General features: G+C 69.6%; 15 protein-coding genes and 1 pseudogene. 13 read left to right on the top strand and 3 right to left on the bottom strand.

Annotated elements, in window-relative coordinates:
• Window positions 1-226: 226 nt before the first annotated feature.
• Entirely contained in the window at window positions 227-1,192 is a 966-nt protein-coding gene (speB, locus tag RGD00_RS12145; RefSeq protein WP_310457600.1) for an agmatinase, read from the top strand.
• Window positions 1,193-1,426: 234 nt separating this feature from the next.
• On the opposite strand, the gene RGD00_RS12140 is transcribed toward speB, so the two are convergent.
• Window positions 1,427-2,194, bottom strand: coding sequence for a carbon-nitrogen hydrolase family protein (locus RGD00_RS12140; protein WP_310457599.1), 768 nt, complete (start codon window positions 2,192-2,194; stop codon window positions 1,427-1,429).
• A gap of 62 nt (window positions 2,195-2,256) precedes the next feature.
• Here RGD00_RS12140 and RGD00_RS12135 point away from each other — a divergent pair, with 62 nt between their 5' ends.
• On the top strand, window positions 2,257-3,360 hold the full coding sequence (locus RGD00_RS12135; RefSeq protein WP_310457598.1) for a helix-turn-helix transcriptional regulator: 1,104 nt from the start codon (window positions 2,257-2,259) through the stop codon (window positions 3,358-3,360).
• A gap of 268 nt (window positions 3,361-3,628) precedes the next feature.
• Here RGD00_RS12135 and purU read toward each other — a convergent pair whose 3' ends face one another.
• Window positions 3,629-4,513, bottom strand: coding sequence for a formyltetrahydrofolate deformylase (gene purU / locus RGD00_RS12130; RefSeq protein ID WP_310457597.1), 885 nt, complete (start codon window positions 4,511-4,513; stop codon window positions 3,629-3,631).
• 202 nt (window positions 4,514-4,715) lie between these two features.
• Here purU and RGD00_RS12125 point away from each other — a divergent pair, with 202 nt between their 5' ends.
• Genes RGD00_RS12125 through RGD00_RS12080 form a run of 10 tightly spaced genes read left to right on the top strand, consistent with a single transcriptional unit; the run spans window position 4,716 to window position 15,408 of the window.
• Window positions 4,716-5,327 carry a helix-turn-helix domain-containing protein gene (locus RGD00_RS12125; RefSeq protein WP_310457596.1) on the top strand — a complete coding sequence of 204 codons (612 nt, stop codon included), beginning with the start codon at window positions 4,716-4,718 and terminating at the stop codon, window positions 5,325-5,327.
• Between the two features lie 16 nt (window positions 5,328-5,343).
• Window positions 5,344-7,467: a hydantoinase/oxoprolinase family protein gene (locus RGD00_RS12120; protein WP_310457595.1), complete on the top strand. Its 2,124-nt coding sequence runs from the start codon at window positions 5,344-5,346 to the stop codon at window positions 7,465-7,467.
• Between the two features lie 28 nt (window positions 7,468-7,495).
• Entirely contained in the window at window positions 7,496-9,310 is a 1,815-nt protein-coding gene (locus RGD00_RS12115; RefSeq protein ID WP_310457594.1) for a hydantoinase B/oxoprolinase family protein, read from the top strand.
• Window positions 9,307-9,600 carry an acetone carboxylase subunit gamma gene (locus RGD00_RS12110; RefSeq protein WP_310457593.1) on the top strand — a complete coding sequence of 98 codons (294 nt, stop codon included), beginning with the start codon at window positions 9,307-9,309 and terminating at the stop codon, window positions 9,598-9,600. The genes RGD00_RS12115 and RGD00_RS12110 overlap by 4 nt, the downstream gene beginning before the upstream one ends.
• The gene (locus tag RGD00_RS12105; RefSeq protein WP_310457592.1) at window positions 9,600-10,181 is read left to right on the top strand and encodes a helix-turn-helix domain-containing protein; all 582 of its coding nucleotides are present in this window, start codon (window positions 9,600-9,602) and stop codon (window positions 10,179-10,181) included. Before RGD00_RS12110 ends, RGD00_RS12105 begins: the two co-directional genes overlap by 1 nt.
• 18 nt (window positions 10,182-10,199) lie before the next feature.
• Window positions 10,200-10,877, top strand: coding sequence for an isochorismatase family protein (locus RGD00_RS12100; protein WP_310457591.1), 678 nt, complete (start codon window positions 10,200-10,202; stop codon window positions 10,875-10,877).
• 36 nt (window positions 10,878-10,913) lie between these two features.
• The gene (locus RGD00_RS12095) at window positions 10,914-11,879 is read left to right on the top strand and encodes a BMP family protein (protein WP_310457590.1); all 966 of its coding nucleotides are present in this window, start codon (window positions 10,914-10,916) and stop codon (window positions 11,877-11,879) included.
• Window positions 11,876-13,438, top strand: a complete 1,563-nt coding sequence (locus RGD00_RS12090; protein ID WP_310457589.1) for an ABC transporter ATP-binding protein — start codon at window positions 11,876-11,878, stop codon at window positions 13,436-13,438. The genes RGD00_RS12095 and RGD00_RS12090 overlap by 4 nt, the downstream gene beginning before the upstream one ends.
• A gap of 14 nt (window positions 13,439-13,452) precedes the next feature.
• Window positions 13,453-14,478: an ABC transporter permease gene (locus RGD00_RS12085; RefSeq protein ID WP_310457588.1), complete on the top strand. Its 1,026-nt coding sequence runs from the start codon at window positions 13,453-13,455 to the stop codon at window positions 14,476-14,478.
• A gap of 9 nt (window positions 14,479-14,487) precedes the next feature.
• A complete protein-coding gene (locus RGD00_RS12080) occupies window positions 14,488-15,408 on the top strand; it encodes an ABC transporter permease (protein WP_310457587.1) in 921 nt (306 codons plus the stop codon).
• 20 nt (window positions 15,409-15,428) lie between these two features.
• Here RGD00_RS12080 and RGD00_RS12075 read toward each other — a convergent pair whose 3' ends face one another.
• Window positions 15,429-15,713 (bottom strand): hypothetical protein, encoded by a 285-nt coding sequence (locus tag RGD00_RS12075; RefSeq protein ID WP_310457586.1) that lies wholly within the window; start codon window positions 15,711-15,713, stop codon window positions 15,429-15,431.
• Window positions 15,714-15,743: 30 nt separating this feature from the next.
• Here RGD00_RS12075 and RGD00_RS12070 point away from each other — a divergent pair.
• Window positions 15,744-15,876, top strand: a pseudogene (locus RGD00_RS12070) (IS5/IS1182 family transposase); the annotation flags it as partial.

Genomic DNA, 15,876 nt, shown 5'->3' with positions numbered 1-15,876 from the left:
TCTGTCCTTCCCCATTGGTTCTGTCATTGGCGGCAAGCCTGCCCCGGGGCAACCCACGGCAATCCACGGCGGCTCGCGACGGGGAAAGCTTCGACCCCCCGCGCGTTTCGGGCAATGGTGACTGGAGCCACCATTGGCACCCCCGCCCCGCCCCGCCATCGTCGGCATATCCGGCCCGCCCCCGGCATACCCCGCGGCGGCCCGTTCAGGAATGATGGAGGATCGAATGTCGGATGCCGGAACTTTCAGCGCGGATGCCTTTTCGGGCCTGCTGCATGCGGGCACGGGGGGCAGTTTCCTGCGCACGCCGCGCCTGCCCGCCGATGCGGCGGCGATCCGGGCCGCGGGCGTCACCGCCGCCGTCCTGGGCTTTCCCTGGGATGCGATGTGCATCAGCCGCACCGGCACCAACTACGGCCCCCGCGCGATCCGCGAGGCATCGGACCAGTTCAGCTTCTTCAACGCCAACCGCGGCATCGACCTTCAGGACCACTACACCTTCGCCGATTGCGGCGACGTGCCGGTGGTGCCGGGATCGGCGGTGCGCACGATGGATCTGGCCGAACGCATGGTCTCGGCCGTGCTCGACGGCGGCGCGATGCCGATCACGCTCGGCGGCGATCATTCGATCACCATCGCCTGCGTCCGCGCCTTCCGCAAACGCCATGCCAATCCCGGCCTGATCCTCGTCGACAGCCATTTCGACACCGCCGAGGACGTGGGGGGCGAACCGCTGAGCCATTGCTGCCCGATCACCCGGGCGGTGGATGCGGGGTTCGACCCGGCGAAGATCGCGATCATCGGCACCAACGGCTGGATGAACCCGCGCAACGAACTCGACTACATCCGCCGCAAGGGCATCACCCTGATGCCCATCGAGGACATTGTCGAGAAAGGCCCCGTCGCCGTCGCGCGCGAGGCCGCGGCCATCGCCGGCAACGGCACCGACAGCGTGTACCTGACCTTCGACATCGACGCCATCGACGGCGCCTATGCGCCGGGCACCGGCGTGCCCGCCCCGGGCGGCATGACCTCGCGCGAGGCGATCGCGCTGGTGTCCGAACTGGCCAAGGTCGGGATCGGCGGAATGGATCTGGTCGAGGTCTCGCCCCCCTACGACCACGACGGCATCACCTCGCGCCTCGCCGTGCAGCTGATCCTCGAGGCGCTGGCCGGCAACGCCCGGCGCTGAGCGGCCCTCCTGCTCCGGCGGACGGGCGGCGCAGGGCCTTTCTTCCGGCGGGTGGTGCGGGCGGAGGGTGCGGGAGCCTCCGGCGGGGATATTTAAGGACAGAAAATGGTGAGGCGCGCGCCCTGTGGCTTCACCTTTCCATAAATACTCCCGCCGGAGGCTCCCGCACCCTCCACCCGGCCAACCGCCGGGTGGGGGCGATGGATATCAGGCCGGGGCTTGCCCCGGCCGACCTCAGCCCCGCAGGTCGGCCAGTTGGGTGGACCGCAGCGGATGGCCCTCGGGTGCAAGGATCTCTTCGGCGCGCGCATGCAGGAACCGTTCCCCCACCTCGCCCGCCCGGGCCGCGTCGCGCCCGTCGAAGCCCACGATGGCGCTGCCGCCGATGAAGGTCAGATCGCCATCCTGCCCGGCGATATTGGCATAGACCACCGCCACCCCGTTCTCCAGCGCCCGGGCGCGGACGAGCGTGGTGGGCACCTGCGCATAGGGGGCCATGTTGGCCGTGGGCGCGCAGATGATCTCTGCCCCCGCCCGGGTCAGGGCCCGGGCGATCTCGGGGAATTCCACGTCGTAGCAGATGGCGAGCCCCACGCGCCGCGCGCCCATCCGCGCCACCACCGGCCCCTCGCCGGGGGTGAACACCTGCGGTTCCGCCGCGCCGAACAGCTGGATCTTGCGGTAGACCCCGGCCAATGCCCCGCCTGCGTCGATGGCGACGGCGCTGTTGTAGACCCGCGCGCCGTCGCGTTCCGGCAGCCCCACCACCAGCCCCACGCCCGCGGCCCGCGCGATGTCGCGCAGCCGCGCGACCGAGGGGCCGCCCACAGGCTCCGCCAGATCGCGCAGGTCGGCGCCGAAGTTGTAGCCGGTCAGGAACAGTTCCGGGCAGCACAGGAATTCCGCCCCCACGGCGGCGGCGATGCGCGCGTATTTCTCGACCGTCGCCAGATTGGCCGCCTTGTCGCGGGGTTTCGGCAGGGCTTGCAGCAGGGCGGGCATCCGGTGTTTCCTTTCGCGACGACACACCCCGCCAGAATGGACCATCGGCCCCGGGGAACAAGATGACCGCAGTCACCCGCCCGCGCGATCCCGCCCGCCCCCGCCCCGCCACGGCGGCAGACCCGCCGATGCTGGCCCCGCAGCCGATGGATCAGGTCTATTCCGAAATCGGCTCGCTCGTCCGCGCCATCGGCAGCGATGGCTTCTACGAGGTGCTGTCGCGCTTCTTCGCCCGCGCCTTCGCCTGCGACCAGTGGCTGGTGATGCGCTACAGCGCCTATGACCGCCCGGCCTTTCTGGTCAACCGCTTCATGTCGGAATCGGCGGTGGCGCTTTACCTCTCGGGGCTTTACCGGATCGACCCGCTGGCCGATCTCGCCCGCCGCCACCGCCGCCCGCAGGTGGCGAGCCTGCGGTCCTCGGACGAGCTTCTGGCGGACGAGGCGCATTACCTGTCCGAGCTTTTCAAGATGGCCTTCATCGTCGATGAACTCGCCATCCTGCTGCCCGCGCCGGGGGGCGTGACCATCGCGGTCTGCTGCGAAAAGCTGACCTCCTCCTTCACCGGCGAGGAACGGCTGCATGCCGAGGCGATGCTGCCCGCCATCGTCGCCATCCACGAACGCCATCTGGACGAGGTGATCTTCCGCGCCATGCGCGGGGGGGCAGAACCGGGGCGGGCGGACGGGGCCTATCTGATCCTCGATGCGGCGGGGGCGCAGGTCTATGCCTCGCCCGCGTGGGAAACCCATCCCGCCGCCACCCCCGGCCTGCTGGCGGCCGTACAGCGCGCCCGGGCGGCGGGCGAGGGGCATCTGCCGCTCGACCACGGCCATATCCTGCACTGGGAGGATTGCGGCCCCGGCTTTTCCATCGCGCCGGGCGGGTTGCTGATCCGGCTGGAACAGCAGGCCGAGGGGCCGGTGGCCCTGCCGAGCCAGAGCCTGATCGACCTCTTCTGCCGCAGCCACGGGCTGACGCAGCGCGAATCCGACATCGTGGGGCTGATCCTGCACGGCTATCCGAACGCCAAGATCGCCGAACGGCTGGATATCTCCCCCGGCACGGTCAAGAACCACCGCTGGCGGCTCTACTACAAGCTCGACATCACCTCGGAACGCGAGCTGTTCCTGGCCTTCCTGACCGACATCCTGTCGCGGCCCTAGGGCGGGGCGGTGTTCCACTGCACCGCTTGACCCGGGCGGGAAAAGGAAACGCACTGCGTTTCCCCCGCCCGTGGCGCGACAGGGCCGCAGGGGCGGAGATGCCGGGAACACCGGGTAGGCCAGCGCCTGCCCCGGCGGGCGAGTAGCGCCCGCCATGGGCGGGGCGGGCGCTGGCCGGGGCAGCGGAAAGGTTAGCCCATGGCGAAGGCACGCGCCTTCGCCAATCAGAGCGGGGGGCGCCCCCGCATCCTTTGGCGACGGGGCCGCCTCAGCCCATCCGTTCGGACGTGTACGATCCGGGCGATGCGGGGAACACCACCGTCTTGGACCCGTTCAGGAACACCCGGTGGTGGATATGCGCATGCACCGCGCGGGCCAGCACCGCGGCCTCGGCATCGCGGCCCAGACCGATGAAGTCCGACGGGCTCTGCGCATGGGTGATGCGCACGATGTCCTGTTCGATGATCGGGCCTTCGTCCAGATCGGCGGTCACGTAATGCGCCGTCGCCCCGATCAGCTTCACCCCCCGCTCATACGCCTGCTTGTAGGGGTTCGCGCCCTTGAAGGACGGCAGGAAGGAATGGTGGATGTTGATGATCCGCCCCGACATGCGCGCGCACAGATCCGGCGACAGCACCTGCATGTAGCGCGCCAGCACGATCAGTTCGGTCCCCGTTTCCTCCACCACCTCCAGCAGCCGCGCCTCTGCCTCGGACTTGTTCCCGGCAGTGACGCGGATGTGGTGGAAGGGGATGTCGTGGTTCACCACCACCTTCTGATAGGTCATGTGGTTCGACACCACCCCCACGATGTCGATGGGCAGCGCCCCGATCCGCCAGCGATAGAGCAGGTCATTGAGGCAATGGCCGAAGTTCGACACCATCAGCAGCACCTTGGCCAGCCGCGCGCTGTCGTGGATCGCCCAGTCCATGCCGAAGGGTCCGGCCACCGCCGCGAAGCCCGCGCGCAGGTCGTCCAGCGTCGCGCCCTCTTCGGATATGAAGCTGACGCGGGTGAAGAACCGCCCCGTTTGCGTGTCGTCGAACTGCGCCGCGTCGGTGATGTTGCAGCCCTTTTCGGCCAGATAGCCCGCCACCCCCGCAACGATCCCGCGGCGCGAAGCGCATTGCACGGTCAGCACATATCCGGTCATCCCTCGGGCTCCTGTCACTTTCTCGGCGCGGCGCACACTAGGCAGGCGGACGGGCGGTGTACAGGGCGGCGCGGCGATTTCGTCGCCGCCCCGACCGCCGCAAACGGAGCGATGGGAAAAAGTGACCCGGCGTCAAAGGCGGCGCTTGCTTTATTTCGAATCATGCGTACCAGATACTGTTTATGAAACAGGGGCGCGCATCATGACCGGGCCTGCCAGAACCCCGCCCCCGGCGGCGCCCCTGCCCGCGCGGTTCCGCAAGGCCGATCTGGCCCGCCTCGGCCGGCATCTGGCCGACCAGCGGCAGGCGGCGGGGTTGACGCTGCGGGCGCTGTCGGATCGCAGCGGCATCAGCATCGGCGCCATCCGCGCGCTGGAATCCGGCCAGTCGAACCCCAGCCTCGGCACCGTCGTCGCGGTGGTCGAGGCGCTTGGCGTCTCTCTCGACCGGATGGTGGCGGCGGCGGGGGCGGAACGGCCGCGCGTGGCGGTGGTGACGCGGGCCGGCGCGGCAGAGGATCTGACGGACGGCCTTGCCGATGCGGCGCTGTCGGCGCGGCTGCTGGCGCTGCCCCCCGGCCCCGCGCATCCCGCCCCCGAACCGGCGGCCCGGCACCCGAGCTTTGCCATGGTGATCGCGGGCCGCGTGCTGGCCGCCACCGCCGCCGGCGACGCGCCCGCCGCACTCGGCCCCGGCGACAGCTATCACGCGCAGCCCGGGCAGGTGCTGGCGCTGGCCCATGACGGCGGCGGCCCGGCGCGGCTGCTGCATGTGACCGACATCCGCCGCGACGGCCAACCCGACGCGCCCTGACAGGAGGACGACGCCGATGATGCAGAACGGCGAGGCAAGCTATCTGGTGGCCACCGATGTGGGCGGCACCTGCACCGACACCATCGTGTTCGGCAGCGACGGTGCGATCCATATCGGCAAGGCGCTGTCGACCCCGCCGGATTTCGAAACCGGGGTGCTGAACTCCATCGCCTCGGCGGCCGGGCCGATGGGGATGACGCTGGAATCGCTGCTGGCGCGGACGCATCTGTTCATCCACGGCACCACGGTGGTGGACAACGCGGTGCTGACCCGCGACGGCGCGCGCACCGGCCTGCTGACCACGGCAGGGTTCGAGGACACGCTGCACGTCACCCGCGGCGCCTATGGCCGCTGGTCCGGCCTGACCGAGGAACGCATCAAGCATCCGGTCAAGACCGACCGCGCCCCGGCGCTGACCCCGCGCGACGCGGTGGCGGGCATCCCGGAACGGGTGGATTGCGACGGCGATGTGGTCCTGCCGCTGGACGAGGCGGCGGTGGAACGCGCCGTCCGCTTCCTGACCGCCGAAAAGGGGGTGGAGGCCATCGCGGTGTCCTTCCTGTGGTCGTTCCTCAACCCCGACCACGAACGCCGGGTGCGCGACATCATCGCCCGGGTGGCGCCGGGGGCCTATGTCACGCTGTCGTCGGACATCGCGCCGGTGCCGGGGGAATACGAACGCACCTCGACCGCCGTCATCAACGCCTATGCGGGCCGGATCACGCGCAGCTACCTGACCTCGCTGCAAAGCCAGCTTGCCGGCAAGGGTTACGGCGGCGCGACCATGGTGATGCAGGGCTACGGCGGCCTTCTGCCCGCCGACGAGGCCGCCGACCGCGCCGTGGGGCTGATCGAATGCGGCCCCGCCGCGGGCGTGATCGGCGCGCGGTTTCTGGGCGACCTGATGGGCGACCGGGATGTGATCGCCGCCGACATGGGGGGCACGACCTTCAAGGTCGGCGTGATCCAGAACGGCCAGCTGGAATATGCGCGCGAGCCGATGGTGGACCGCTTCCACTATGTCGCGCCCAAGATCGAGGTGGTGTCCATCGGGTCCGGCGGCGGGTCCATCGTCACCGTCGATCCGCGCACCGGCCTGCCGATGGTCGGCCCGCGGTCCGCAGGCGCGCGGCCCGGCCCGATCTGCTATGGTCAGGGCGGCGAGGAACCGACGCTGACCGATGTGATGCTGATGATCGGCTATATGGATCCGGGGCAGTTCCTTGGCGGGTCGATCACGCTCGACCGCGAAAAGGCCGAACGCATCTTCCGCGAAACGGTGGCCGAACCGCTCGGCCTGCCGGTGGAACAGGCGGCCATCGGCATCTACCGCATCGCTAGCGCCCAGATCACCGACCTGATCCGCGAAATCACCGTGGAACGGGGGTTGGACCCGCGCGATTTCGTGCTGCATTCCTTCGGCGGCACCTGCGGCATGCTGGCCGCGGCCTTCGGCGAGGAACTTTCCGTCAAGCGCGTGGTCATTCCCTATACCGCATCGGTCAACTGCGCCTTCGGGCTGGTGTCGGCCGACATCGCGCATGAATACGCCGTGACGCTGACCCTGCCCGCCGATACGCCGGCGGAACGCATCAACGCCCTTTTCGCCCCGCTGGAAGAACAGGCCCGCGCGCAACTGGCGGCCGAAGGCGTGACGGGCGACCGGGTGCGCATGGAATGGTCGGTCGACCTGCGCTATTCGCGGCAGGTGCACGAGGTGACGACCGCCGTTTCCGCCCCGACGCCGCTGGACGGCGCGGGCGTGGCCCGGCTGGTCGACGATTTCGAGGCGCTTTACGAACGCAAATACGGCAAAGGGTCGGCCTACCGCGAGGCGGGGATCGAGATGACGATGTTCCGCCTGACCGCACGCGGCCTGATGCCCCGCCCCGCCCTGCCCGAGGAAGCCGAGGGCGCCGCCGACGCCACCCCCGCCCTGATCGGCCGCCGCCGCATCTTCGACGCCACCGGCGGGGCGATGGCCGAAGGCACGATCTACGATTTCACCCGCCTCGCCCCGGGGATGGAGGTGACGGGCCCCGCGGTGATCCACACCCCGATCACCACCATCGCGCTGCATTCCGGCCACCACGCCCGCATGGACCGCTGGCGCAACATCGTGGTGCAGTATCATGCCTGAACCCGGACAGACCGAACGGAGGCCCGACATGGACCCGATGACCTTTTCCATCATCCGCCACCGCCTGTTCCGCATCGTGGACGAGGCGGTGATCACCCTCAAGCACGTCTCGGGCAGCGCGATCACGAACGAGGGGCACGACCTCATGGTCTCGCTCTACCGGGCCGACGGGACGCTGCTGATGGGGGGCGTGGGGTTCCTGCACCACCTGACCTCGGCGGCAGAGGCGTGCAAGGCCATCATCCGGCGTTTCGCGGGCGACATCCACGAAGGCGACGTGTTCCTGCTGAACGACCCCTATACCGCGGCGCTGCACACCTCCGACATCTACCTTGTCGCGCCCATCCATCACGACGGGCGGCTGGTCGCGTGGTCGGCCTGTTTCGTCCATGTCACCGACATCGGCGCGATGAACCCCGGCGGTTTCGCCCCCCAGGCGGTCGACATCTTCACCGAAGGGTTTTCCTCGCCCGGCATCCGGCTGGTGCATAAGGGCGAGATGCGGCAGGACGTGCTGGACACCATCCTGAACATGGTGCGGTCGCCGGAAATGGTGTCGCTCGACCTGCGGTCGATGATCGCCTGCAACAACGTCGCCCGCGACCGGATGCAGGCGCTGATGGCGAAATACGGGGCCGAGGCGGTGGATACCGCCTGCGCCCGGCTGATCGAACAATCGGAAACCCTGCTGCGCGCCCGGCTGCGGGAACTGCCGGACGGGCAATGGCAATCGCGCCAATACCTCGACGTGAACGGCACCACCGCGCGGGTGGTGCTGACGATGACGAAACAGGACGACCGGCTGGTCTTCGACTTCACCGGGTCGGACCCGCAAAGCCCGTTCTCGATCAACTGCACGAAATGGGCCTCGCTCGGGGGCCTCTTCGCGCCGCTGTTCCCGCTGCTGTGCTATGACATCACCTGGAACGAGGGCGTGATCCGGCCCATCGAGATGATCGCGCCGGAAGGCACCATCGTGAACTGCACCCGCCCCGCGCCGGTATCGGTGGCGACGGTGGGCGCGATCCAGTCGGTGAACAACGCCGCCTGCACCACCATCGGCAAGATGCTGGCGGCCTCCGACAAGTACCGGGAAGAGGCGACGGCCGTCTGGCACGCCAACCACTTCGCCATCTTCAAGTTCGGCCGCAACCAGAAGGGCGGCTATTCCATCGGCATCCTGACCGAAACCTTCGCCGGCGCGGGCGGCGCGCGCAGCTTTGCCGACGGGGTGGAAATCGGGGGCGAGATCCCGAACCCCATCAGCCGCATGGCGAATGTGGAAACGGTCGAGGGCGCGTTTCCGATCCGCTATCTGTTCCGCCGCCGCGCACCGGATTCGGGGGGCCCGGGGATGTACCGGGGCGGCACCGGGGGCGAAATGGCGCTGGTCGCGCACAAGGCCCCGGATGGCGGCATCGACTATGTGATTTCCGGCAAGGGCGCGCGGCATCCGATGTCGGAGGGGCTGGCCGGCGGCTGGCCCGGCGCGCCGAATTCCTACGTCTGGGTCAAGGCGCCCGAAAGGGGCAACACCCCCGCCGCCGCCGCGGGGCTGGACGATATTCCGGGCACGGCGGAACGGGTGTCCTGGGGCGTCTTTCCGCTGAAGGGGCACGATGCGCTTTACGTCCGCTGGAACGGCGGCGGCGGGTTCGGCGACCCGATCGCCCGCGACCCCGACCGGGTGGCGGCGGATGTGGCCGCAGGGCTGGTCAGCGCGGACAGCGCGCGGGCGATCTATGGCGTGGCGCTGGCCGACGGCGCGGTGGATGCCGCGGCGACCGCGGCCCTGCGCGCGGGTATCCGGCAGGACCGGCTGGCAGGGGGGATGGTGCAATGACCGATACGGCGACAAGGGGGCGGCTTCTGTCGCCCGCGATCCGGCTGGCGGGGGGCGATTGCGCCTGCGCCGCCTGCGGCCATGTGCTGGGTCCGGCGGCCGATCCGTGGAAACACCACGCCGTCCGCCGCGAAACCCCGCTGGCCACGGCGGGCGGGCATGGCTGGGATACCGGCGACGATGCCGTCCTGCTGCGGCAGTTCTTCTGCCCCGGCTGCGCGGCGCTGCTGGATACCGAAACCGCGATGCAGGGCGACCCCCCGCTGATCGACCGGCTGGCAGGCGCGTGATGACCCCCGCGCCCGAAGGCCCGCCCCTTGCCACCCTCGGCGACACGCTGCGCGGCCTGCGGCAGGCGCGGGGGTGGAGTTTGGGCGAACTTTCGGCGGCCTCGGGCGTGCCCACCTCGACCATATCCAAGATCGAGAACGGGCAGATGAGCCCCAGCCTCGTCCACGCCATCAACCTCGCCGCCGCGCTGGAGGCGAACCTCGGCTTCCTCATCGACCGCGGCGCGCGCCCCGCCGCCTTCAGCGTGATGCGCGAGGGCGCGCGCCCCCGGCTCGACCTGCCCGAAATGGGGCTGGCGCTACAGGACCTGCACGGCGATTTCGCCCCCGGCGTGCTGGAGGCCCGGTTGGGCGAAATCGCCCCCGGCGGCCGGTCGGGGGACGAACCCATGACCCACCCGGGCGAGGAAATCTGCCACATTCTGGACGGCGCGATCCGTTTCGACATCGACGGCGAGGTGCACGACCTCGGCCCCGGCGACACCATCCACTTCAAATGCTCTGTCCCCCATCACTGGGAAAACACCGCCCCCCGCACCACCCGCGTGGTCTGGGTGTTTTCCGACGGGCTGAGCTTCTGACCCATGCGAGGCAACGACATGCACGACACCGCCATCCGTCAGGAAATCATCGACCGCGTTCTGGCCCGCCGCGGGCGGCTGCACCTGTTCGACCGGCTCGACCCCGCGCGCACGGCGGTGGTGGTGATCGACATGCAGAACACCTTCTGCGAACCCGGCGCCCCGGCCGAGGTGCCGCTGTCGCGCGCCATCGTGGCGCCCATCAACCGGCTGAACGCGGGCGTGCGCGCGCGCGGCGGGCGGGTGATCTGGGTCACGCATGCCAACATGGGCGCGGGCACGGGCAGCGACTGGCGCGGCTTCTTCGACAATTTCGTCGCCGACGACGTGCGCGCCCGCACCATCGCCAGCCTGTCGCCGGGCGGCGAGGGGCAAAAGATCTGGCCGGAACTGGACGTGCACCCCGACGACGTCCAGATCTTCAAGAACCGCTACAGCGCGCTGATCGCGGGGTCGTCGAACCTCGAACGGCTGTGCCGCAGCCTTGGCATCGACACATTGCTGATCACTGGGACCAAGACCAATGTCTGCTGCGAATCCACCGCGCGCGACGCGATGATGCTGGATTTCAACGTGGTCATGGTATCCGACGGCACCGCCGCGCTGTCGGACGACGAACACCGCGCATCGCTGGAAACCATCATCCAGCAGTTCGGCGACGTGCTGAGCGTCGACGAAATCCTTGCCCGCATGTGACGACCAGAACCAACCATAAAACACAGGGAGACCGCCATGACCGCCCGCCTGCCCAAATCAGCCCTGATCCTTGCCCTGCCGCTGGCGGCGCTGCCGCTGGCCGCGGGGGCCGAAACCCTGCGCGTCGCGCTGGTGCTGCCCGGTTCGATCACCGACGGCACCTTCAACGCCGCCGCGAACGAAGGCATCCTCGCCGCCAAGGCGAAATACGACATCGAGGTGTCGGTGCGCGAGAACACCGATTTCGCGCAGATCGCCGAGGTGCTGACCTCTTACGCCCGCGACGGCTATGACGTGGTGATCGGCCACGGCTTCCAGTTCGCGGAACCGGTGCTGGAAATCCACGCCCAATACCCCGACACATGGTTCATCGTGAACACCGCGCAGGTGGCGGCGGAACCCAATGTGGCGTCGTTCGACAACCGTTGGGGCGATGCGGGCTATATCGCCGGGGCCGTCGCCGCGCTGGTGACGGAAAAGGGCGTGATCGGCCATATCGGCGGCATCCCCGTCCCGGTGATCGAGGATTACAACGCCGGTTTCGCCGCCGGTGCCACGCGGGTGAAGCCCGATGTGAAGGTGCTGTCGGCCTATGTCGGATCCTTCTCCGACATCGCGCGGGGGGCAGAGATCACCACCTCGCTGATCGAGCAGGGGGCGGATGTCGTCACCTCGACCGGCAACGAAAACGTGGTCGGCACCATTCAGGCCGCCGGTCAGGCCGGGGTGATGGCGATCGGCACCGCCTTCGACGCCTACGAAATGGCGCCCGACACCATCGTCACCACGGCGCTGATCAACATGGGCGTCAACATCGACATGGCCATCGGCAAGGTGGTGGATGGTTCGATCAAGCCCGAGGTCACGGTTCTGGGCCTGAACGAAAACGGCATCGGCCTCGCCCCGTTCCGCGGCAGGTTCGAGGCGATGATCACCCCCGAAAAGCAGGCCGTGGTGGATGCCGTGCTGGCCGACGTGCGCGACGGCAAGGCCGGCAAGTGACCGCAGCCGTTCTTGCCCTGTCGGGTCTGGCCAAAAGCTACGGCGCCGTGCGCGCCGTGGCGGGGCTGGACCTTGCGCTGCACCCCGGAGAGGTCGTGGCGCTGGTGGGCGAGAACGGCGCGGGCAAAAGCACCGTGGTCAACATGATCACGGGCATGACGCAGCCCGATGCCGGGACGATCCGCATCAAGGGGGCGGCGGTGACGCTGCCCAACCCCCGCGCGGCGCAGGGCCGCGGCATCGGCGTGGTGCATCAGCATTACGCGCTGGTGGACAGTTTCACCGTGGCGGAAACCTTCGCCCTCGGCGCCGCTGGCCCGGGGCGGCTGGACCGTGCGAGCCTGCGCGCCCGGGTGGCCGCGCTGGCGGCAGAGGTCGGCATCGCCATCGACCCGGATGCGCGCATCGGATCGCTGGATGTGGCGGGGCAGCAAAGGGTGGAAATCCTGCGCGCCCTGTCGCGCCCGGTGGACCTGCTGGTGCTGGACGAACCCACCGCCGTGCTGACGCAGGAAGACGCGGATCGCCTCTTCGCCGTCATCGCAAGGCTGCGCACCAAGGGGGTGGCGGTGCTGCTGATCACCCACAAGCTGGCCGATGTGTTCCGCATCTGCGACCGCGCGGCGGTGATGCATGCGGGGCATCTGGTGGCCGACCGCCCGGTGGCCGCATTCACGCCGGAAGCCGTGGTCTCGCTGATGATCGCGGGGCAGGAAGGATCCGATGCGGCGGCGGAAATGGCCGGCCGCCTGTCGGCCGATTTCGCCACCGACGACGCCGCCCCCGTGCCCGAGGACCACGCGGCGGGCCCGGTGTTGCTGACGGCCGAGGGCCTGCGGCTGCGGCGCGCCAACGGGTCCGTGGCGGTGGAGGGCGTGGGGTTCGACCTGCGCGCGGGCGAGATCCTCGCGCTGGCGGGGGTGGAAGGCAACGGGCAGGCCGAACTGATCCAGTGCCTCGCCGGCCTCGCCCTGCCCGATGCGGGGCATGTGGCCTTTGGCGCGTTCGACAGCCGCCGCCCGGGCTTGGATGCGGCTGCGCTGCGGCGCGCGGGGCTGGCGCATGTGCCCGACGACCGCCGCCACCAGGGCATCGCCGAGGGGCTGAGCCTGACGGAAAACCTGATCCTGTCGCATCTGTCCGGCCCCCGCTATGCCCGCGGCCCGCTGTTGGACCGCGGCCATGCGCGGGCGGATACGGCGGCGGCGATCGCGGATTACGCGATCCGCACCACCGGGCCGGATCAGCCCATCGGGCGGCTGTCGGGGGGCAATCAGCAGAAACTGGTGCTGGCGCGCGAATTGCTGGGCGAGCCCCGGCTGCTGCTGGCGGCGCATCCCTCGCGCGGGCTCGACATCCGCACTATTGCCGCCGTGCAGGATCACCTGCGCGCCGCGCGCGACCGGGGCGCGGGGGTGCTGCTGGTATCCGCCGATCTGGGCGAGATCTGGCGGCTGGCCGACCGGGTGATGGTCTTTGCCGCAGGCCATATGCGCGGGCCGGTGCGGCTGGCGGATGTGACGCGGGCGGAACTGGGCGGCTGGATGGCGGGGCATTGATGGGAACGCAAGTCATGACACGGACGCGCGACCCCGCCTTTGCCGCCGCCGTGGCGGTGCTGGTGCTTGGCGCGGCGGCGCTGGCCGGGCTGATCGCGCTGGCGGGGGAAAACCCGGTGGCGGTGCTGGCCGCGCTGGTGCGCTATGGGTTTTTCACCGCGAACGGGCTGGCCGATACCACGGTGCGCGCGATTCCCTTCTGCCTGATCGGCCTCGGCGTCGCGCTCGCCTTCCGGGCCGGGGTGTTCAACATCGGCGCGGACGGGCAGTTGACGCTTGGCGCGGTGGCGGCGGTGGCCTGTGCGCCGCTGCTGGCCGGGCTGCCGTGGCCCTTGGGGCTGGCGGGGCTGCTGGTTGCGGGCATGGCGGGCGGGGCGCTCTGGGGGCTGGTCGCCGGGGTGCTCAAGGCCCGCTTCGGCGCGAACGAGATCATCGCCACCATCATGCTCAACTATATCGCCGTGCAGCTGCTCAGCTGGCTGGTGCGCGGCCCGTTGCAGGAACCGACCGGCATCTTCCCCCGGTCCGCGAAACTGGCCGCCGATCTGACGCTGCCGGTGCTGGTGCCGGGCACGCGGGTGTCGGCGGGGCTGCTGGTCGCGCTGGCGGCGGTCGCCGTGGTCTGGGCGCTGGTGGCGCGCAGCCGGTGGGGCTTTGCCCTGACGCTGACCGGCGCAAACCCCGAGGCCGCGCGGTACGGCGGCCTGCGCCCGGGCTGGGTGGTGATCAGCGTCATGGGCGCGGGCGGCGCACTGGCGGGGCTGGCAGGCATCGTGGAGATCGCGGGCCTGCACGGCCGGCTGCAAGAGGGTTTCGCCCCCGGTTTCGGCATCACCGCCATCGCGGTGGCGCTGCTGGCGCGGCTGAGCCCCCTGTGGGTGCCGGTGTCCGCCTTCGGTTTTGCGGGGCTTTATGTGGGGTCGGCCACGGTGGCGCGCACCACCGCCGTGCCCTTCCCGCTGGTGCATGTGATCGAGGCGGCGATCATCCTCGCCTTCCTTGCCGCGGCGGTGCTGCGGCGGCGGGCGGGGCAGGGATAGGGGGCGGATATGGACATGGTGCTGATCCTCGGGCTGGTCGCCTCGGGCATCCGGTTCGCGATGCCGATCCTGTTCGCGGCCCTTGGCGAAACGGTGGCACAGCGCGCGGGTGTGCTGAACGTGGGGCTGGAGGGCATCATGCTGGTCGGCGCCTTCCTGGCGGTGCTGTTCGCGGTGCAGACCGGCAGCCCCTGGGGCGGGCTGGCGGCGGCGATGGCGGGCGGGATGGCGATGGGCCTGCTGCACGGGGTGTTCGCGGTCAGGCTGAAGGTGGACCAGATCGTATCGGGCATCGCGCTGATCCTGCTGGGTCTGGGCCTGTCGGGCTTCGGCTACCGGCTGGCCTTCGGGCAGGGCACGCCGGCGCAGGTGCCGGGGTTCCAGCGGCTGGATTTCGGGGCGCTGGCCGATCTGCCGGTGCTGGGCCGGCTGGTATTCGGCCACCATGCGCTGGTCTATGTCGGTGTGGCGCTGGCGGTCGCGCTGGCCTGGATGCTGGCGCGCACGGGGCTTGGCCTGACCCTGCGGGCGGTGGGCGAAAACCCCAAGGCCGCCGATGCCGCCGGGATCGACGTGGACCGCGTGCGCATGGCCGCCTGCGCCTTCGGCGGCGCGATGGCCGGGGCCGGGGGCGCGTTCCTGTCCACCGCGCAGCTGGCGGGGTTCGTGGAAAACATGGTGTCCGGGCGCGGCTTCATCGCCATCGCCTGCGTGGTCTTTGCGCGCTGGAACCCTTTGGGCGCGCTGGCGGTGGCGCTGGTCTTCGGCATGGCCGAGGCGGCGCAGATCCGGCTTCAGGCGCTTTACCCCGGGGTACCGTACCAGCTGTTCACCATCCTGCCCTACGTCGTGGCGCTGGTCGGGCTGGTGACGGCGGCACGGTCGGCCCATCTGCCGGCGGCCTTGGGCAAGCCTTACCGGAAGGAGTGAGGGATGGGGCGGGTTTGCGGTCAGTCCAGATCTTTGAACAACTCATTCAGCGCCGCTTGGCTTTCGCTTCGTTTCATGATGGCGAAGCGGGAAAGGTGGGGCAGGCCAATCCATGTTCCACCTCCAAAGTCACCTCGAGAAGCAACGTAATTTCCCCAGCCTATAGGGTAGCTCTCGGTATTGCGAACCTTGAGCAACCGGCAGATTTCACGGTTTGCCGTGCCACCCATTGACACCACAACACTTGGACGGACTTTGCCGAGGATTTCACCGGCTCTGTTGCACAAATCGCGTGAGGGATTCATCTCGTGAATCCAGCGTGGTAGCTTGACTGCATGAGCAGACCGACACCCCCGATCTACAAGACCAGGAACTGGCCCGCCTATAACCAAGCGCTCAAGCGCCGCGGCTCTCTGACGATCTGGTTCGACCCCGCCATGACGTGGAAGGCCGCGCCGACTGGCAAGC

Origin of the sequence: Ruixingdingia sedimenti (genome assembly GCF_031432425.1) — a bacterium.
In the GTDB taxonomy this organism is placed as follows: Bacteria; Pseudomonadota; Alphaproteobacteria; order Rhodobacterales; family Rhodobacteraceae; genus Ruixingdingia; species Ruixingdingia sedimenti.
The sequence above is the reverse complement of the archived record's forward strand: the minus strand, read 5'-3'. Positions and strand labels throughout refer to the sequence as shown.